The following is a 19763-nucleotide window of genomic DNA, read 5'->3' as shown; positions in this document are numbered from 1 at the left end:
TTGAGTAGTCTATTCAAAAGATTCTCACATCAACAAAGTGACCTGCGATTGCTGCCGCAGCCGCCATTGCAGGACTCACCAAATGCGTACGACCACCATTCCCCTGACGGCCCTCAAAGTTACGGTTTGATGTCGATGCACAATGCTCACCCGGTTGTAATTTGTCAGCGTTCATTGCCAAACACATTGAACAACCTGGCTCACGCCATTCAAAACCTGCTTCGATTAAGATTTTGTCTAAACCTTCCGCTTCCGCTTGCGCTTTCACTAAACCAGAACCCGGAACCACCATCGCTTGTTTAATGGTAGATGCCACTTTTTTGCCTTGAGCAACTTCCGCAGCAGCACGGATATCTTCAATACGTGAGTTCGTACAAGAACCAATAAATACACGGTCTAATTGAATATCAGCCAATGCTTGACCTGCTTCTAAGCCCATATAGCTATAAGCACGCGTCCAATCATTGCGCTGTACGTCATCTTTGGCTTGTTCCAAAGTCGGAACCGCTTGAGTTACAGGAATCACCATCTCAGGCGAAGTTCCCCAAGATACTTGGGGTTCAATCTCTTCACCTTGTAATACTACAACGGTATCGAAATGTGCGCCTTCATCAGAAACCAAAGTATTCCAATATCCAACTGCGGCATCCCACTCTGTACCTGTTGGCGCATAAGGACGATCTTTCACATAGGCAATGGTTTTGTCATCGACAGCGACCATACCAACTCGTGCACCACCTTCAATTGCCATATTACATACGGTCATACGACCTTCAATTGACATATCACGGAATACTTGACCACCAAATTCAATCGCATGACCTGTACCGCCTGCCGTGCCAATTTTTCCGATAATTGCCAATACAACGTCTTTCGATGTCACGCCTTGACCTAACTTACCGTCAACACGAACCAACATATTCTTCATTTTCTTTTGAACTAAGCATTGAGTTGCCAATACATGTTCAACTTCTGATGTGCCAATACCGTGTGCCAAACAACCAAATGCACCATGTGTCGCAGTATGTGAATCGCCACATACAACCGTCATACCTGGTAAAGTTAAACCTTGTTCAGGGCCAACAACGTGTGCAATACCCTGACGAATATCATTAATTTTAAATTCAACAATATTAAAGGTTTCACAGTTGTCATCCAAAGTTTGTACTTGGATACGTGAAGTATCATCTTCAATACCCGCAATACCTTGTTCACGCTCTTTTTTAGAGGTTGGAACGTTGTGGTCTGGTGTTGCTACATTTGCACTTAAGCGCCACGGTTGACGATTGGCAAGTTGTAAACCTTCAAAAGCTTGTGGAGAAGTCACTTCATGCAATAAATGACGATCGATATAAAGTAATGCAGAGCCATCATCTCGTTGTTTTACTAGATGGTCATCCCATAATTTGTCATACAACGTCTTTGGAACTTGCGTTTTTGGTATTTGATTTTTTGCTTGTTGGTTTTCGCCTGCCATGTCGAAATGCTCCACTGGACTGGGTAAATTCTTTCATTAAACTGATTATAGCCTCGTTTTTACATAAATCTAATTTATCATTTTTATTAATTTAAAAACTTTTTGGAATTATTAAGTATCATAAATGAAGAGTTAAAAAAATGCATTTACAAAACCAATCACTATCAATCAAAAATTCTTTTTTACTTTATAGATGATAATGATTATTATTTAAATAAATCCAAATTAGATGATAATCCTTATGGCTCGTATTCAAAACTTTGTTCAAAACAATCAACGTATTTTCAAAAAAACATTAAGCTATTACATTATGCACATCACGGTAGCAATGCTCGTGGCATATATCATTACAGGTAATTTTTGGATGGCACTGACTTTAAGCCTAGTTGAACCCACAGTTCAAGCCGTTGCATTTTTCTTTCACGAAAAAGTATGGATTGCCAAAGATCGTAAAAATGCCATCAATCATTAATTTTTATGGATTATCAAATGGAAATCACATAAATAAAAATCGTCATCGCCTACCATTAGGGATGGCTTTTCAATATTGACTAAATAATCTTCAATAAAAAAACTTTTCAAGAATATACTTTAAAGTCCAATACCTTCATAAATAAAAATTATTTTTAATCACTACTTCCACAACTACTGCAACTGCTACACGGTGAAGATGAATCTGAATCACTTTGATGAGATTGATCAGAGTCTGTTGTTGAGGATGACGCTGTATTTGAAATATCTGAAAATGATGAAGTCGCCGATGAACAAGATGAAATCGTACTACGTCCTTGTGAATGAATGTGTTGAAACAATGTCGTAATAACTACCATATTAAATGTGATCCCTCTCTCCCAAGCCGAAACTTGATCCGCTAAAAATAAACGTGGTATATCTTTTGGTTGCTGCTGATCGAGTCGATACAATGAACAGCTCACCACCCACGTATTTAAAAGTTGTTGATTTTGGATGTTTTTCTGCATTCGATTGGGTGCTGTTTGATGTGGCTTATGTAACAACTCAAAACCAAGTATGTTCTGACACATTTGCATATAAAATTCAGGAAATTGTTCTAAAAGTAAATGCCACAATGCATCAACTGCATGTGAAGGCATTGCATAAGACTGATTTTTAATAATATGTAATGCCAAATAGTCTTTAAATGATTCTTCCACAAAAGGCTGATTGATCACATGGAACTGGGGATATTTTTGACGAAATGCAATCCAAATATTATCTGGCAAGTTAAATTGATCTAACTTTTGTATTTTTTTCATCCGCTTAAATCGCCATATCCCCCAAATTAAAAATGCAATAAACCAATACACCAGAATGAAGCTCAAATACGGAAAAAAATAACTGAGCAACAAGATAGGAATCGCACTCAGCATTGCGATTTTTACAAAATTTTGCCAATTTGTTCGATAGCCATAACGAAAAAATTGAGCATTCGAGTTGAACTGATATGAGGCTTTTTGTCTTTGCAAAGGTGAACTCATTTTTTATTTTTAGTGTTTTATTAAGTTAGCCTAAATCTCAAAATGACAGTTAAAAAAATTGTAAATATCTTCTGTACAGTCAATAAACCTGAATTTTTACTCACAAAATGTATGTTTTTTAAATTTTTACTTTGATTTATTCTAAAAAATTCTAAATAATAAAATTAGCATAAAAAATATTTATGGATGGTAGCAATGAACTTAGCAGCTTTCGAAGCATTTGTAAGAGTAATGGAAACTGGCTCCATTTCGATGGCAGCAGATCTTCTATTTATTACTCAACCCGCAGTGACAAAACGTATTCATAGCCTCGAAGATTATTTCGGAGTAAAGCTTTTTGAATCGGCAGGTCGTGGCGTACAAGCGACCCATGCCGCACACTCACTTTTGCCTAAAGTCAAAAATTGGCTCAATGAGCTCGGTGATATTCACCATACCCTAAGCCATGAACAAGGCGAAGTTCGGGGCAAATTAAAAATTGGAACGAGTCATCATATTGGTCTACATCATTTGCCTGCACATTTGAAAAAATATGTACAAAAATTTCCTGAAGTTAAACTTGATGTTCATTTTGTCGATTCAGAACAGGCACATGAACAAGTCCTTGCTGGTGATTTGGAGTTGGCATTTTTAACTTTACCGCCTCAAGGTGACGAGCGTTTAAAATATATTACTATTTGGGAAGATCCACTGATCTTTGTAGTTGCTCCGTTTCATCCCTTAGCACAAAAAAATAATTTAAAACTTGAAGATTTAATTGAATATCCAAGTTTATTGCCTGCAGCACAAACATATACGACACAAATCACCTTGACTGAGTTTGAACGCCAAGGCTTAAAACCAAAAATCACGATGAGCAACAATCCATTAGAGTCGATCAGAATGCTGGTTTCGATTGGATTAGGATGGTCTGTACTTCCGAAAACATTATTGAATCAAGATTTAAAACAACTCGATATTCCGCTAGAAATGAACCGTCAATTGGGCATGGTATGGCATCCTTCAAGAACTCAATCACGTGCCGTTCAAGAGCTCATTGAAATGATGAAATAATCTGTGACCTCGAGCAGTTCTATTGAATTGCTCGAATCATTTTTTAGCCACCATAAAATATTCCAACTCCAATCAATAGAATAATCAAAACAAATAGCGACCAAGCAAGTACAGGATTTGTACCACCTTTTTCCTGAGCTTCTTCAATCCCCCTCACGGATGTGGTTAATTTTTTATCTACAAAATTTTTATATAATCCATTCCCACTCAATCCCAACGTCACAGCTACAGCAATTGAAATTGCACGATCAGTAGAGTCAGATATTTCTACAAAATCGGCAAAAATGCCGTAAATAATCATGAACGCAATATAGATAAAGCCATACGCATACATTTTTCGATAGAATAACCAGATTGGGCCAATCAAAAAGGCAGCGATATTGAAGCCCCCTTTGGGTTTTAATGCTTCTAAATTTTGGAATTTTTCTTGATAATAACTTTGATATTTCTTACCGATAAAAGCAGCATACAATTCATCTTTTTTTGACTGATGCGTAACGGACTCAGATTCTGAAAATGGTGGCGGGATAACAGGCTTTTCTAAATCCATTCATTATTCCTCTTGTTATTTATTGTCATTAAATAAAAGCAGAACAACACTTAATGTTGTTCTGCTAATTTAAAATTTAATTTTTATTTCACTGAATCTTCATGCAATGCTTCATTCAATTGGTCAACTACAATTGCCCAAGCGCCATCGGATTTAATTTTTTCTGCTAAAAATTGACGTTGTCCATCCGTCCAAAATTCTGCATCAATAATTAAAGTATGCGCATCTAACTGATGACTTTCAATAAAATTTTGAATGGCTTGTTCGCTTGAATCTAAACCCAATTGTTCAAATAAATTAGTCATACGTGGACGTACTTGGTTCATTGTTATTGCTCTCATCTGTTTATAAATTTATTTATTCAACATATCATTTTTAAACCTAATGTGAAGTACAAAATATTAATTTTTATAAAATTTTACAAAAGTACTCGAAATTTTATTCTTGTTTTCAAATAAAAAAACAGAACGAATGTTCTGTTTTTCACTTCTTTTAATAATGATTTGAATAATATTTCATTGCAACCTGATTAAATAGACCAATCTTGAATATCCCAACCTTGCTCTTTTGCAAGTATTTCAAGACGATCATCAGGATTAACCGCAATGGCATGATCTGCATATTCCAATAGAAAACGGTCATTGATTGAATCTGAATATGCCCATGATTCTGTTACATCACGAGCTTCAAGCCATTGATCTAACCGCGTCAATTTTCCTTTTTGATAACACGGCACATTAATCACTTTCCCAGTGTACTTGCCATCTTTTATTTCAGCATTCGTGGCAATAATTTCAGTGATCCCAAATTCACGGAAAATTGGTGCAGTAATAAAATCTGAAGTTGCAGTAATTCCCACCAACTGATGCCCTGCATCTTTATGCGCTTGAATGGCTTTAAAACCTTCTGGACGCATTTGTGCACGAATGACTTTTTTCATAAACAATTGATGTAATTCTGTTAAATATTCATTGTCATGTTGAGTCAAAAACTCAAAAACAAATTCATTATAAGCAATTGGATCCAGTTGACCTGCTTTGTAATCCTCATAAAACTTGTCATTCATGGCACGATGTCGAACCGCATCCACCAAGCCTTCATTGACCAAGAACTCTCCCCAAGAATGGTCAGAGTCGGTATTAAGTAAGGTGTGGTCTAGATCAAATAACGCCAGTTTCATGAAAATACCTGTTTAATCTGAAAATAAAGAAAAATTTTGTAAATCTATTTCCGCATGACGCAAGAAATTCGTTAAGATCATAGCAATTTTACAACATTATTACTTTGGCTTTGTCGCGTTGGATAAAAATGTGAGTGTCCCCATATACAAAGTCAGAAATATTATTAATTTTTAGGTGCCAAATGATCGATTCAGAAGGTTTCCGACCGAATGTCGGGATCATTTTGGCAAACGATAGTGGACAAGTTTTATGGGCAAAACGCATTGGTCACAATGCATGGCAATTTCCTCAAGGTGGAATCCAATTTGGAGAAACACCTGAGCAAGCGCTGTATAGAGAACTGCGGGAAGAGATTGGTCTCTTACCTGAGCATGTCCAAATCATAGCCCAGACAGATGATTGGTTACACTATCGTTTGCCCCTTCGATACATTCGGTCTGATTCAGATCCGATTTGTATTGGACAAAAGCAAAAATGGTTTTTATTAAAACTCACAGCTTCAACGAAAAATATTCAGTTGAATTTGTCTGATCCGCCAGAGTTTGATCAATGGCAATGGGTAAGTTATTGGTATCCATTGGGTCAGGTGGTGAATTTTAAACGAGATGTTTATCGTAAAGCCATGATGGAGCTGTGTATGCATCTCCCAAAGCCTGAGTACGAAAACTCATCCAAAATGTGAATGATTTTTCAAAAAAGTGCTGTTATAACTACAGCACGATAATATTTTTATAAAATAATTGACTATTATTAAGGGAGTATACATTCATGTCTAACATGCAACTTGACACGTTAAGGCGTATTGTCCAAGAGATCAATTCGTCTGTCAGTTTGCATGAATCCCTTGAAATTATGGTCAATCAAGTATCTCAAGCCATGCATGTTGATGTATGTTCAATCTATTTACTCGATGAACGCAATCAACGCTATGTACTTATGGCAACCAAAGGGTTAAATCCAGAATCGGTTGGGAATGTTTCTCTTCAACTCGGTGAAGGGCTTGTAGGCTTAGTCGGTCAACGTGAAGAAATTGTCAACTTAGACAATGCATTCAAACATGAACGCTTTGCTTATTTTCCTGAAACGGGCGAAGAAGTCTATAACTCATTCCTTGGCGTACCTGTTATGTACCGTCGCAAAGTGATGGGTGTACTCGTCGTCCAAAATACTGAACCTCAAGACTTTAGCGAAGCTGCTGAATCATTCCTTGTCACCCTATGCGCACAGCTTTCAGGCGTTATTGCACATGCACATGCTGTGGGTAATATTGATGTTTTCCGTAAGCCAAGCAATTCATCTAACTATAAAACCTTTCAGGGATCATCGGGTGCGGGAGGTATTGCACTTGGTCGTGCCATCATTCTCTATCCACAAGCAGATTTATCAGCAGTACCTGATCGTGATGCCGATGACATCAGCGAAGAACTTGCTCTGCTCGATCAGGCGATTGAATCTGTTCGTGTCGAAATTCGTTCGCTCGATGACAAAATGCAAGACTCTCTCATGGCAGAAGAGCGTGCGCTTTTTAGCGTATTCTTGCGTATGCTCGATGAAAATAGCTTACCTGCGGAAATCAAAGAACTCGTCCGTGATGGGAGTTGGGCTCAAGGTGCAGTCAAAGATGTAATTGAACGTCATGTTGCCCTTTTTGCTCAAATGGAAGATGACTATTTACGTGAACGAGTTTCTGACTTAAAAGATCTGGGACGTCGTATCCTTGCTGCATTACAAGAAGGTGATACCAGCCACAAAGAAATCACCTCTGAAAGTATTCTCATTGGTGAAGAAATTAGTACTGCTGCATTGGTTGAACTTCCAGTCGATAAAATAGCAGCAATTGTTACTTCTGAAGGTGCCGCCAACTCACATATGGTGATTGTGGCACGTGCGCTTGGTATTCCAACCGTTGTTGGTGTAACTGAACTTCCGATCAATACGCTTGACGATGTTGAAATGATTGTCGATGCCTATCAAGGGCGAGTATTCATTAATCCACCTCGTCGTTTGCGCACACGTTACAAAGAAATTCAAAAAGAAGAAGAACAAATTGCCAAAGATTTAAAGCAGTACGAAACTAAAGATTCAATCACCCCTGATGGCGTTGAGGTCAAACTTTATGTCAACACAGGCTTGATGATTGATGTGGTACGTGGTGTACAACGTGGTGCAAAAGGCGTTGGGCTATATCGTTCTGAAATTCCATTTATGCTTCGTGATCGCTTTCCGGGTGAAGAAGAACAACGAGCAATTTACCGTCAACAGCTAAGCCACTTTGCCAACAAACCTGTGATTATGCGTACCCTCGATATTGGTGCGGATAAAGACTTACCTTATTTTGAAATTGAAGAAGAAAACTCAGCACTTGGATGGCGTGGTATTCGCTTTACACTTGATCATCCTGAGATTTTTTCTTCACAAATTCGTGCCATGCTCAAAGCCAGTATTGGTCTGAATAATTTACATATTTTGCTGCCAATGGTCACGAGCGTCAGTGAAGTTGAAGAAGCACTTTACTTACTTGAACGTGATTGGATGGCAGTTCAAGAAGAAGAACAGGTCAAAATCAATAAGCCTAAAATTGGCATTATGGTTGAAGTACCAAGTGTACTTTTACAAATTGGTGAATTTGCCGAATTGGTTGATTTTTTCTCTGTCGGTTCAAACGATTTAATTCAATATTTGTTGGCAGTTGACCGTAACAACTCTCGTGTTTCGAGTGTTTACTCGCACTTCCATCCTTCGGTATTACGTGCTTTAACTCGCTTAGTCGAAGAGTGTCATAAATATGATAAACCAATTAGTATCTGTGGTGAGATGGCGGGTGATCCCCTGTCTGCGATTTTACTGATGGCGATGGGCTTCAATACCCTATCAATGAGTTCGAGTAATATTCTACGAGTACGTAAAGCGATTTGTCATGTACCGATGAGCGATGCCCAAAAACTACTTGAAGAAGTGGTCAAAATGAATAATCCACTGATGGTGAAAAGTTGGATGGAATATTACTTCCGTCATCACGGTCTTGCAGATATGGTAAAATCAAATCGAATGATAAATATTTAATTTTTATATGGAAAATATAAATTTAAGCCAAACGATGATTAGAAAATAGCGTGTATAAAAAAGGGAGATAATCTTGCGAATATCTCCCTTTTTTATGTTTTGTATAACCTCGTTTTGTATTTTTCTTTCGATCTACAAACACTTGGCTTTTATTTACATCAAACATATGTTTTGCCACAAAGTTATGAATTACAACTTCGGGCATAGCTTTTTTCTTTGCCATTTTACTCACCATTTTTCAGTTCAAACATCATCAAGACGTTGAACATATAATGGGCTTTTTTGTAGAAAATACAAGTTAATTTCAAATGTAAAATGTCATCTATCAGACAGCTAAATCAATAATTCTTTATACAATAAACTCAATGCTAAAAAGCTCATCATCAATGCAAGACTTTTCAATAAAATTTTTTGCACTTTTATATTTTTGAGTACTTGTTTCAGACGAAATGAACAGAAAATATAAAGTCCACCGACTAATATTAAAGTCAGTATCGTTACAATCGTCAATAATATACTTTTATCCTTAATTGAAACTGAGCTAAAAATAGCAGGGACTAATGCTAAATAGAATGAAATTGTTTTTGGATTACTCAATGTAATCAACAATCCATCTCTATAAGCTGTGATTGCTTGGTCTGTATTGAATGCCAAGGGAACTTCTAGTAAATCCCCTTTAAAGCACCAAAATTGAAAAGATAAATACAATAAATAAAGACTAGAGAATATCACCAAATAAAAAGCAAAATCTGGACTCAATTGATTTAAATAACCCAATAAAAAAATAGAAACAGTTAAATACAGAATATCGCCTGTGATCAGCCCCGAAAGCATGACCACACCTGCTCGATATCCTTGCGACAGTGTCTTAAACATTAAGCCTGTCATACTAGGACCTGGAAGAATTGCAGCTAAAAATAAGGTCATGAAGTAAATTAGAAATTGATGAATATGTTCCATTTGTTACGATTTATCTAAAAATAATAGGACTATTTTTAGATAAATGAGCAGGTAAAACCGATCTATTTATTCCAAATTTTATTCAAAAAAGGGTATAAATAACCTATAAATTTCAGAAAACTGGAAAGTTTATGACTTTTTCAAAAATTGATAAGACCGATGCAAAAATATTAAAGCTACTACAATATGATTCTCGTATGAGTAATGCAGAACTTTCTGAAAAAATTGGTATGTCAGCATCACCTTGTTGGCGTCGAGTAAAACAACTCGAAAATACTCAAGTGATTAAAGGTTATGGTGTATTACTCGATCGGAAAAAAATTGGCTTAGGGGTGATGGTTTTTATTCGTGTTTCAATTGATAGCCATAGTGAAAAAGAAGCTAAAAAATTTGAAGAGGAAGTGAGCGCCTTAGAGCATGTTGTCGCTTGTTATAGTATTGGTGGAGATGCCGATTTTTTACTTCAAGTCGTATCGCCTGATTTAGATACCTATGCAGAATTTTCTATGTCTATTATTCGTCGTCTACCGGGGATTAAAGAAATGCAAAGTATGTTTGTCTTAAAAGAATTAAAGCCCTTTTTAGGTTATCCGATCAATCCTTAACTCATACAAATGAGCAATAAAAAAAGCTCAAACCAAAATTTGAGCTTCATTAATATTTTAAACAGCCAATGCCCGATCTAAAATACTTTCAACATCAACAACTTTGGCATCAATCATGCCCACCACTTGCCCATGAAATTCGCTATAACGCGTGGCAATAAAGGCATTGGCAACAAAATCAGGGGCATAACGTTTCAGCAAAACTGATTGCGCAAGAATAGTTAAACGACTAACTAAACTCCGTCCCATAAATTGTAAATCATCGGGAGATTGTTGGAAGAGCCTGAATAAATTTTGTAGTTCATTTTGCAAAGTTTGATCTGTACTTGCCGTTTGAGCCAAGTCTTGAAATAAAATGTCAATCGACTCACGATCTCGTGCAATTGCCCGAAGTACATCAAGACACATCACATTACCCGAACCTTCCCAAATGGTATTGACTGGTGCTTCTTTAAAAATCCGAGCCATGATGCCATTATCGACATAACCATTGCCACCAAAGACTTCCATCATTTCCCCTGTCAATTCAACAGCACGTTTGCAAATCCAAAACTTAGATGCAGGCGTCATGATGCGCTTCCATGCAAGCGACAAAGCATCATCACTTTCATAGCAATGTGCTAGGTGGAAACTGAGTTGCATAGCAGCTTCTGTTTCTAAAGCCAAATCGGTCAAAACTGCTTGCATCAAGGGCTGTTCTGCCAAATGTTTACCAAAGGCTTTACGCTGACGAGTATAAGCAAGACATTGCACCAATGCTTGACGCAGTATGGCACTTGAACCGACTGAACAAGTGAGCCGAGTATAATTCGCCATTTCAATAATGGTCGGAATGCCACGCCCTGCCTCACCAATCATGATGCCCCATGCTTCTTTAAATTCAACTTCCGAGCTTGAGTTACTGCGATTTCCAACTTTTTCTTTTAAGCGTTGAATGTGAATATTGTTCTTGGTGCCATCTTCTAACCAACGAGGTACAAAGAAACACGCCAAACCATCTTGTTCAGTTTTCGCCACCACCAAATGTGCATCGCACATCGGTGCAGAGAAAAACCATTTATGTCCTGTGAGTAAGTAGGGTTTGCCCCGACCTGACTCAGCGATAGGAATCGCCATCGTTTCATTGGCACGAACATCTGAACCGCCCTGCTTTTCAGTCATCCCCATGCCCATCCAAATCGATTTCTTTTCAGCAATAGGAATGTCACGTTCATCATATTCAGTCGATAATAGCTTTTTGCCTATTTTTGCCCACAACTCAGGCTCATTTTGAATCAGTGGAATACTACCTAAAGTCATAGAATTTGGGCATAAATTGCCACATTCAACTTGTCCACTGAGAAAAAATCGTGCTGCCCAATCGACCCATTTTGAGGTGGATTGTGAATGCTTAAATGGATAAGCATGGGTGTCAAATTGTCGATTTAATCCCATCCATTTATGCCATGCAGGATGAAATTCTAGAAAATCTATACGACGTCCTCGTGCATCGAAATTATATAAAATTGGTGTGTGTTTATTGGCTAAATCTGCATATTGGTAATATTCTGTTGAACCGACAATTTGTGCAAACCTAGTCAATACCTCCTGATCTTTACTTTCGTAACGTTGCAATATTTCTTGTAGAACCTGATCTGTTGCAAATAGATTATAGTTTTGCAGTTCATCAAATTGGTTACTGATTTGATGGGTCATCCATGCATTCATTTTTTGTATTTCCTATACACTTTTGTCTAGATTAAATTATGTATCTCACCAAAAATTTACCACATTTCACATATATAAAAATATCAATAATTTCAAAGCTAAATTTACATTCAAAAAAACAAAAACCGCCCGAGGGCGGTTTTTTTAAGATTTAAATCAATTACTTCACATCAAATCGGTCTGCGTTCATCACTTTTGTCCAAGCAGCAATAAAGTCTTTTACAAACTTTTCTTTATTGTCATCTTGTGCATACACTTCTGCATATGAGCGAAGAATTGAGTTAGAACCAAATACTAAATCCACACGTGTAGCTGTAAATTTAGTTTCACCTGAAGCACGGTCAACAATGTTGTATGAGTTCTTACCTGTTGGTTTCCAATTAAACTTCATGTCTGTTAAGTTCACGAAGAAATCATTGCTGAGTACGCCAACATTGTCAGTCAATACACCATGTTTCGAGTCACCATAATTTGCGCCTAGAACACGTAAACCGCCAATTAAAACCGTCATTTCAGGTGCTGTTAAACCAAGTAGTTGTGCACGGTCTAACAATAATTCCTCAGGTTGAATCACATAGTCTGTTTTAACAAAGTTACGGAAACCATCTGCTTTCGGTTCGAAATCTTCAAATGAGTAGACATCGGTTTGTTCTTGAGTTGCATCGCCACGACCCGCAATAAACGTGACATTGGCATTTACACCTACCGCTTTTGCTGCTTGCTCAACTGCCGCTGAACCACCTAAAACAATCAAATCTGCAATGCTGACTTTTTTCGCAAGACCTGTTTGAATTTCTTCAAGTTTCGTAATTACTTTGGCTAAACGAACAGGTTCGTTACCTTCCCAATCTTTTTGTGGTGCAAGGCGAATACGTGCACCATTTGCACCACCACGGTAATCCGAACCACGGAAAGTCCGTGCGCTGTCCCATGCTGTTGCAATCAATTCAGCCGAAGTTAAACCGCTATTTAATAGTTTAGCCTTTAATTCAGCCACTTCAGCATCAGACAACGTGTAGTCTACTGTTGGAATTGGGTCTTGCCAGATCAAATCTTCACTCGGTACATCTGCACCCAAATAACGTGATTTTGGCCCCATGTCACGGTGCGTCAATTTAAACCATGCACGTGCAAAAACATCAGCCAATTTATCAGGATTATTGTAGAAATCTTCAGCAATTTTACGGTATTCAGGATCAACTTTCAGTGCCATATCGGCATCTGTCATCATTGGATTACGACGTACATTGGGGTTATGTGCATCAACAGGTTTATCTTCTTCCTTAATATTGATCGGTTCCCATTGTTTTGCACCCGCAGGACTCAATGTTTTTTCCCATTCATACGTAAATAGTAGGTATAAAAATTCATTGTCCCATTTAGTCGGATGCGTTGTCCAAGCGCCTTCTAAACCACTCACCATGGTATTGCCTGCATTACCGGTACCTTCAGAGTTATGCCAACCTAAACCTTGGAACTCTACATCTGCACTTTCAACATCTGCACCTAAGTTTTCTGCTTTACCATTACCGTGCGCTTTACCTACAGTATGACCACCAATGGTCAAAGCTACAGTTTCTTCGTCATCCATTCCCATACGGTCGAATGTTACACGCATATCTTGTGCGGTACGTAGTGGATCTTGTACACCATCCACACCTTCAGGATTGACATAAATTAAACCCATTTGCACTGCAGCAAGCGGATTTTCTAATGAAGAACGATCTTTATCATCTTTATAACGATTTTCTGTAGGAGCAAGCCATTGTCGTTCTTCCCCCCAATAAATATCTTTTTCAGGATGCCAAATATCTAAACGACCACCGCCGAAACCAAACGTTTTTAAACCTGCGTCTTCATACGCAACCGTTCCAGCCAAAACAATCAAATCCCCCCAAGAAATTTTATTACCATACTTACGTTTGATTGGCCAAAGTAGTCGACGACCTTTATCGGTATTAACATTATCAGGCCAACTGTTTAGTGGGGCGAAGCGTTGATTACCTGTATTTGCACCACCACGACCATCTTGCTTTCGATAAGAGCCGGCCAAATGCCAAGCAGTACGTACAAACATACCAATATAACTACCATAATCGGATGGCCACCAATCTTGACTGCTGTTAATAAGTTCACGAAGGTCTTGTTTAATTGCTTCTAAATCGAGTGAATTAAAGGCTTCTGCATAATTGAAATTTGGATCAAGTGGATTCGTTTTTGTATCGTGTTGAGAGAGGATATCGAGATTAAGGGCGTTGGGCCACCAATCTGTATTGTTGGTGCTGGCTACGTTAGTTTGTCCACCTTGTTGATGAAATGGGCAACCCGAAGCTGGCGTATTCTTATCCATATTTATTCTCCATATACAAGTCAAAAAAGATCAAAAAAATGTGTAGGATTACTGCTTTACTTTTATTAACATACCCTCTTTCTCTACAAAGCTACAGCAAAATTAACGAATAAAAACAATCGGATTATTCAATTTAAAATATTAAAAATAAATGACTTTTTATTTTTCATAAAGTTAAGTCACACCTGTATATCAATATATTTAATCCGGCACTTTATTTTAATTTATTGCTTATAGTGATCTACTTTTACGGAAAAACCGATACTCATCTTGAAGTATAAAAATGAGAAAATATGTACTTTTAATAATCAATATTTCCGTATGCTCAAATCTAAATTAAGTTTTTGTCGTAGAGAGAAAGCATGCGATATAATATTGATAGCATCACACAACAACACGATATTATTTTATTTGATGCTATTTGTGTGATTTGTAATGGTTGGGTGAAGTTCCTCATTCAGCATGATCAGCATAAAAAATTCAAATTGGCATCTGTACAATCGCCACTTGGTGAAGCCATTTTAAAACACTACGGTATGTCAACTGAACATTACTCAACCATGATGGATATTTGATGCCTCGTCCATTACGAGATTTTCTATATCTACGTATTACTCTCAATCGTTATCAATTATTTGGTACAACCGATCAATGCTTATTGCCTTCTGCTGAAAATAAACAACACTTTTTAGAGTCGGTGGTGCTTATCAATGGAGAAATCACTACGTAATATTTTATGGACAATTCACATTACTTTGGCTGTGTTATGGGTGTATCAAGGATTGATTCCCAAAGTTTTATACAAAGCACAAGATGAACAATACATTTGGTAGCAACAAGGCTTTGATGAGCTTATATCATTAATATTAATGCAATTTTCAGGCTATATCGAAATTATATTTGGAATGCTTTTTCTCGTTTTTAAACAAAGTAAGATACTGCATTTTTTGAATATACTTAGGATGCTCGGACTCAGCTTATTGATTGCAATCATTGACATGCGTTATTTTCAAAATGCTTTTAACCCCTTTGTAATGAATATGGCGATGGCTTCATTATCCATTATTGCATTCCAATTACTTCAAGCAAAAAACCCTAAACTCTAAAAAACAGAACTATTCACATACTTGCTCTCATTTTGTACGAAAATAAATATTTCCCTTAAATTTATAACGGTTAAATATTATCTTTAAAGCACAGGAATTTACGATCACTTTAAAGATATAAAATTTTCATTCGCCGCCCATTTTTGACTTTTGAATATCCCAACTACACTACCATTTTTCGCCCTTCCCTTAGGCAATAAAATGGATTTGCCATTTTTGAAAAATGAGTCATGGCTTGATGTAAATCATGTTCAGGTTGTTCTCTGCTTTCATCGGTCAACTGAAAAGTCCGATAATGAATCGCCAATGATCGCTTGGCTTGTAAATCTAAATGTGCTTGAAATGCATCTTGAGGATTCATATGCATATATTTCATCAAAGCACGAGGCTCATACGCACCAATGGGTAATAATGCAATGCGAGGTGTACCGAGTCGTTTTTGAATTTCTTTAAAATGTGCCGAATACCCTGTATCACCAGCGAAGAAACAATGCCCATGTGGTGATAACACTGAAAAACCACCCCAAAGTGCGATATTTTGATCACGTAAACCGCGTCCCGAACCATGCTGTGCAGGTGTATACACAATTTTAAGATTTTTAAATAATGCTGTTTGCCACCAATCCATTTCAATCACATGAAACTCTTCAGGCAAATAATTACGGTTACCTAAACCTGTATAAATAGGCATAGAGAACTTGTTATTCAACCAACGAAGCGAAGCCAAATCCATATGGTCATAATGGTTATGACTTAGTAAAACTGCATGAATTTCAGGTAATTGTTCTAAGGCGATTCCCGCAGGAATAACACGTTTTGGACCACGCCCTTGTTTGGGACTCACATATTCTGCCCAAACAGGATCGGTTAAAAAATTATAGCGACCAATTTGCAACAATACCGTGGCATGACTAACAAACCAAATTTGCCAATCATGATCTTCAGCATTTGGGCGATTTTGTGGCAAAGCCCGTTTAGATGCATAGAAATCTGTCGCTTCTTGTTTAGAGTTAACATTCCACGTTGAAGACTTTCGAGTACCAAGCCATTTCAATAAATTCCAACGATTCAACTCGTCAGGGCGGCGTAATTCATTTAAAAAACGCTCACCATTATGATGATTTGATGCGAGTACTTGAAATTTTGGTCTATACCAACTATGTGACAAACAGTTTTCTGTTTTCAACATATAGGTTAAAGATTTTCCTGTATGCACATCCAATTCTTGTGATTGTTGTACTTCACTCTTTTCCACAATGGATTCCACTTCAATATCTTTCGACATGATTACTTTAAACGCCTTTTCATTTTTCTTTGTCAAATGCCTATCATCTTAAAGATTACCATTTATTACATGTCATCGTATAATCTAACCATCAACTGTCGTTGTTCTAACACTTATTCAATCCTTTCAATTTTCAATTCGGAAGCAAAATTTAAGTGATTGAAATACAACCAAACAATTCATACATAATTTATTGTTTATACTGTACGAATAGATTTTTACAACTAACTTTTAGAACAAGAACATAGCAGACCTTTAACATAAATGCTTCACCTATCCTGCGGTATATACAAATTTGCATCATTCACGCAAACAATTGTAAAACTAACAAAAAATGCCTGATATATAGTTTTTTTGTCAGAATATGACATTTTTTAACGAATGACTTAGCAAGTTATTCGTTCAAATTGATTTCACCCCTACTTTCCTATCATATTAGCCAAATAGAGCATTCTTTTTATTTATTTTTTGTTTATTTTCACAATTGAGTGAACCATTTATGAAACCGGATTTCACACAGATTCTCAGTACAAATTCTGATGATCATCCAAAATTATTAAAAATATGGGAATCCGCTGTCAGAGCAACACATCAATTCCTAAGTGAACAGCATATTTTTCAAATCCGTGATCTGATTATTCAGCACCATTATTTTGATCACGTGCAACTCTATCATATAGAATTCGATGGAAAAATCGTTGGTTTTATGGGTCTAGCATATGAAAAAATTGAAATGCTTTTCGTTGAACCTAAATATTTCAAACAAGGTATTGGTTCAACCTTATTAGACCACGCTTTATCACTTGGTATGACGGAAGTTGATGTAAATGAGCAAAATTATGGCGCTTTAGCTTTTTATCAAACGCGATGTTTCCAACAAATTGCTCGTTCCGAGTTAGATGCTGAAGGTAATCCGTTTCCAATTTTACATTTAAAGCTAAAGTAAAGAGCACCCTCCTGATCTATCAAGGCAAAAATCAAATAATTATATTAATGAACATTTTTTATTTTACGATTTAATATTCACTAGAGTATAAATATTTTTAATGAGAGCCTAATGCTTATATTGGGCTCTTTATATTTCAATCCAACCTAATACTCAAATATCACCAATAAAGTGACTCAACTCGCTTCCTTCAAACCTTCTTAATTTAAGAAAAAAGTACACTACAAGGTATCTTTATCATAAATTTAATTGACCTAAGAACAACTTAAAATACAGTAATAACGATTTTTTATTTATCATCCATCGTTTAAATCTATCTTATTTTTTTATTCTGTTTTACAAGTTTAAAAATATAATACTTACGAGAAAAAGAGGATCCTAAGATCCTCTTCATTTATATATTCTTTTTAGTAATTAAAAGAAAAGCTGATTGTTTTTCAACAACTGATCTAGTGTGATATCAACATCTTTTAATGTTAAGAACTCAGTAGAATTATACTTCGTACCCGCAGCCCCATCACGATCGACAGACAATACCGTATCTTTACCACCTGTCGTATTATCAACCTGTTTAACCGAAATAAAGTTACCAATAGTCGCATTAGTGACACCTTTGTTTTCAGACAGCATTTGCATGATATTAATGGTGTCTTTACCACCTGTCGCATCATCAACACCAAAACCAACCCAAGTATCATGACCATTGTTCATATTCGCAGGATCTGACTCATGAACACTACCAGACAGAATTTTATAAATCACTGTATCTTGACCACCATTTGTTGTATCAAAATGATCATCAAACTCTGTGCTCGTATAGGTGCTATCTACATTTGCTGCTGGTGGTACAACAGTGATATTAAAGTCTTTCGAATAACCTGATGTCACCGCTACTCTATCTGGACCTTCATACGTTACTGCATAACTAATGGTATGTGCACCATCTGCTAAGTTTAGCTTAATATATGAACTATCACCCGCTATAACTGTGATTGGATTTGGATCATCAACACCATCAACTCTCAGATAATAGGTTGCCTTTGAACCGGCTTTAGGTTCAAGTTGCAATATCACCTCATTTGTCTGACTGATACCACCATTATCAACTATGGTATAGCTATTATTAGTGCCCTTCGCATCCACATAATCGAAAGCTTGGTTCAAGATCGGCAATGTGTTTTCAACATGATAAGCTAAATTCGCATTACCCGCATAATCTTGGTAACTACCCGCTGGTATATTCAAGGTATATGAACCTTTAAAGGAAGCAGGAATCTCCGCTGAGACTTTATTCCCATCCATCGTCCATTTCACACCTTCAATTGGCTTACCATTGATGTCCACAATATAAATACTGTCATTCGTCGTCGCACCAGGTGTTGTACCATAGAAGCGGACCGTATCGAGTTTGACACGCAGATCCACACCTGCAGCTTCACCAACGTTGAAATGCAACGAATTTTGTTCAAATTCAGCTTTGTAGTCACGGAAAGTACTTGCATCAATAATATTATTATCGTATTTCACAATAATAAGATCTTCAAGATTTGAAGGATCATCCGTATTTGCTCGAACATTCCCGACCTTATCTGTTTGTTCAACATAATAAGCGTCTAAAGCACCTTTATCAGCCCCCCCAATCACAACCTTATAATCCGAGTATGTCCAATTACCATTCACATCAACAACGGTTGAACCGATAGCTGAGCCAGTCAAATAGTTAAAGATCGTTAGGACTGCACCAGGTTCACCAGTACCCACAAAAACTGGAGCTAAATCATTCGATGCATATATTGGTTTATTGATACTTCCAAGATCCCAACGCATAACCTCTGACTCATCCTTTGGATCATTACTATGCGGAATCAGAATATTGCCTTCCAAACCACCAGTAACGTTATCTAAGATTTGAACCGTACCGGGTTTGTCGGAGAGTCAATATTCTGAGAGACTATCCCGATGAAAAAACCAAACTATACCCCCG

At 37.0% G+C, this 19763-nt stretch carries 18 protein-coding genes and 2 pseudogenes; 9 read left to right on the top strand and 11 right to left on the bottom strand.

Annotated elements, in window-relative coordinates; genetic code table 11:
• Positions 1–13: 13 nt before the first annotated feature.
• Entirely contained in the window at positions 14–1477 is a 1464-nt protein-coding gene (gene leuC / locus ACK2M2_RS11855; RefSeq protein ID WP_419348692.1) for a 3-isopropylmalate dehydratase large subunit, read from the bottom strand.
• A 235-nt stretch (positions 1478–1712) separates the two neighbouring features.
• Between leuC and ACK2M2_RS11850 the strand changes: the two genes are divergently transcribed.
• Positions 1713–1949: a DUF2061 domain-containing protein gene (locus ACK2M2_RS11850; protein WP_409512371.1), complete on the top strand. Its 237-nt coding sequence runs from the start codon at positions 1713–1715 to the stop codon at positions 1947–1949.
• A gap of 154 nt (positions 1950–2103) precedes the next feature.
• On the opposite strand, the gene ACK2M2_RS11845 is transcribed toward ACK2M2_RS11850, so the two are convergent.
• Entirely contained in the window at positions 2104–2973 is an 870-nt protein-coding gene (locus ACK2M2_RS11845) for a hypothetical protein (RefSeq protein ID WP_419348689.1), read from the bottom strand.
• Positions 2974–3168: 195 nt separating this feature from the next.
• Here ACK2M2_RS11845 and ACK2M2_RS11840 point away from each other — a divergent pair, with 195 nt between their 5' ends.
• Positions 3169–4026 (top strand): LysR family transcriptional regulator, encoded by an 858-nt coding sequence (locus tag ACK2M2_RS11840; protein WP_409512353.1) that lies wholly within the window; start codon positions 3169–3171, stop codon positions 4024–4026.
• 43 nt (positions 4027–4069) lie between these two features.
• Here ACK2M2_RS11840 and ACK2M2_RS11835 read toward each other — a convergent pair whose 3' ends face one another.
• The 3 genes from ACK2M2_RS11835 to ACK2M2_RS11825 all read right to left on the bottom strand — a co-directional run bounded on the left by ACK2M2_RS11835 (position 4070) and on the right by ACK2M2_RS11825 (position 5756).
• A complete protein-coding gene (locus ACK2M2_RS11835) occupies positions 4070–4576 on the bottom strand; it encodes a DUF2628 domain-containing protein (protein WP_419348686.1) in 507 nt (168 codons plus the stop codon).
• Between the two features lie 83 nt (positions 4577–4659).
• Positions 4660–4902: a DUF2789 domain-containing protein gene (locus tag ACK2M2_RS11830; protein WP_419348683.1), complete on the bottom strand. Its 243-nt coding sequence runs from the start codon at positions 4900–4902 to the stop codon at positions 4660–4662.
• Between the two features lie 203 nt (positions 4903–5105).
• Positions 5106–5756 carry an HAD family hydrolase gene (locus ACK2M2_RS11825; protein WP_419348681.1) on the bottom strand — a complete coding sequence of 217 codons (651 nt, stop codon included), beginning with the start codon at positions 5754–5756 and terminating at the stop codon, positions 5106–5108.
• 182 nt (positions 5757–5938) lie between these two features.
• Between ACK2M2_RS11825 and ACK2M2_RS11820 the strand changes: the two genes are divergently transcribed.
• The gene (locus tag ACK2M2_RS11820; protein ID WP_409512357.1) at positions 5939–6439 is read left to right on the top strand and encodes an RNA pyrophosphohydrolase; all 501 of its coding nucleotides are present in this window, start codon (positions 5939–5941) and stop codon (positions 6437–6439) included.
• An 86-nt stretch (positions 6440–6525) separates the two neighbouring features.
• The gene (ptsP, locus tag ACK2M2_RS11815; RefSeq protein WP_419348677.1) at positions 6526–8820 is read left to right on the top strand and encodes a phosphoenolpyruvate--protein phosphotransferase; all 2295 of its coding nucleotides are present in this window, start codon (positions 6526–6528) and stop codon (positions 8818–8820) included.
• Positions 8821–8842: 22 nt separating this feature from the next.
• Here the strand turns inward: ptsP and ACK2M2_RS11810 are convergent, their stop codons facing one another.
• The gene (locus tag ACK2M2_RS11810) at positions 8843–9043 is read right to left on the bottom strand and encodes a DUF7230 family protein (protein ID WP_419348674.1); all 201 of its coding nucleotides are present in this window, start codon (positions 9041–9043) and stop codon (positions 8843–8845) included.
• A gap of 110 nt (positions 9044–9153) precedes the next feature.
• The gene (locus ACK2M2_RS11805; protein ID WP_419348671.1) at positions 9154–9780 is read right to left on the bottom strand and encodes a LysE family translocator; all 627 of its coding nucleotides are present in this window, start codon (positions 9778–9780) and stop codon (positions 9154–9156) included.
• A 131-nt stretch (positions 9781–9911) separates the two neighbouring features.
• On the opposite strand from ACK2M2_RS11805, the gene ACK2M2_RS11800 reads away from it, so the two are divergent.
• Positions 9912–10385, top strand: a complete 474-nt coding sequence (locus ACK2M2_RS11800) for an Lrp/AsnC family transcriptional regulator (protein ID WP_409512361.1) — start codon at positions 9912–9914, stop codon at positions 10383–10385.
• Between the two features lie 57 nt (positions 10386–10442).
• Here the strand turns inward: ACK2M2_RS11800 and ACK2M2_RS11795 are convergent, their stop codons facing one another.
• Together ACK2M2_RS11795 and katG are read right to left on the bottom strand one after the other, a co-directional pair.
• Positions 10443–12092, bottom strand: a complete 1650-nt coding sequence (locus tag ACK2M2_RS11795) for an acyl-CoA dehydrogenase family protein (RefSeq protein WP_419348668.1) — start codon at positions 12090–12092, stop codon at positions 10443–10445.
• 160 nt (positions 12093–12252) lie between these two features.
• Positions 12253–14442: a catalase/peroxidase HPI gene (katG, locus tag ACK2M2_RS11790; protein WP_419348665.1), complete on the bottom strand. Its 2190-nt coding sequence runs from the start codon at positions 14440–14442 to the stop codon at positions 12253–12255.
• Between the two features lie 362 nt (positions 14443–14804).
• On the opposite strand from katG, the pseudogene ACK2M2_RS11785 reads away from it, so the two are divergent.
• From ACK2M2_RS11785 to ACK2M2_RS11775, 3 genes and pseudogenes are all read left to right on the top strand, one after another.
• A pseudogene (locus ACK2M2_RS11785) lies at positions 14805–15172 on the top strand (thiol-disulfide oxidoreductase DCC family protein).
• Positions 15153–15275, top strand: a complete 123-nt coding sequence (locus ACK2M2_RS11780) for a hypothetical protein (RefSeq protein WP_409512364.1) — start codon at positions 15153–15155, stop codon at positions 15273–15275. The pseudogene ACK2M2_RS11785 and the gene ACK2M2_RS11780 overlap by 20 nt, the downstream one beginning before the upstream one ends.
• An 18-nt stretch (positions 15276–15293) precedes the next feature.
• Positions 15294–15548: pseudogene (locus tag ACK2M2_RS11775) on the top strand (DoxX-like family protein); the annotation flags it as partial.
• 163 nt (positions 15549–15711) lie between these two features.
• Here ACK2M2_RS11775 and ACK2M2_RS11770 read toward each other — a convergent pair.
• Complete coding sequence (locus ACK2M2_RS11770; protein WP_419348754.1) at positions 15712–16737, bottom strand: MBL fold metallo-hydrolase; 1026 nt, start codon at positions 16735–16737, stop codon at positions 15712–15714.
• A gap of 595 nt (positions 16738–17332) precedes the next feature.
• Here ACK2M2_RS11770 and ACK2M2_RS11765 point away from each other — a divergent pair.
• A complete protein-coding gene (locus ACK2M2_RS11765; protein ID WP_409512365.1) occupies positions 17333–17779 on the top strand; it encodes a GNAT family N-acetyltransferase in 447 nt (148 codons plus the stop codon).
• Between the two features lie 414 nt (positions 17780–18193).
• Here ACK2M2_RS11765 and ACK2M2_RS11760 read toward each other — a convergent pair whose 3' ends face one another.
• A complete protein-coding gene (locus ACK2M2_RS11760) occupies positions 18194–19663 on the bottom strand; it encodes a type I secretion C-terminal target domain-containing protein (RefSeq protein WP_419348662.1) in 1470 nt (489 codons plus the stop codon).
• Between the last annotated feature and the right edge of the window lie 100 nt (positions 19664–19763).

Source organism: Acinetobacter sp. TY1, from assembly GCF_048551395.1.
In the GTDB taxonomy this organism is placed as follows: Bacteria; Pseudomonadota; Gammaproteobacteria; order Pseudomonadales; family Moraxellaceae; genus Acinetobacter.
This window is presented reverse-complemented; position numbering and strand designations above follow the sequence as displayed.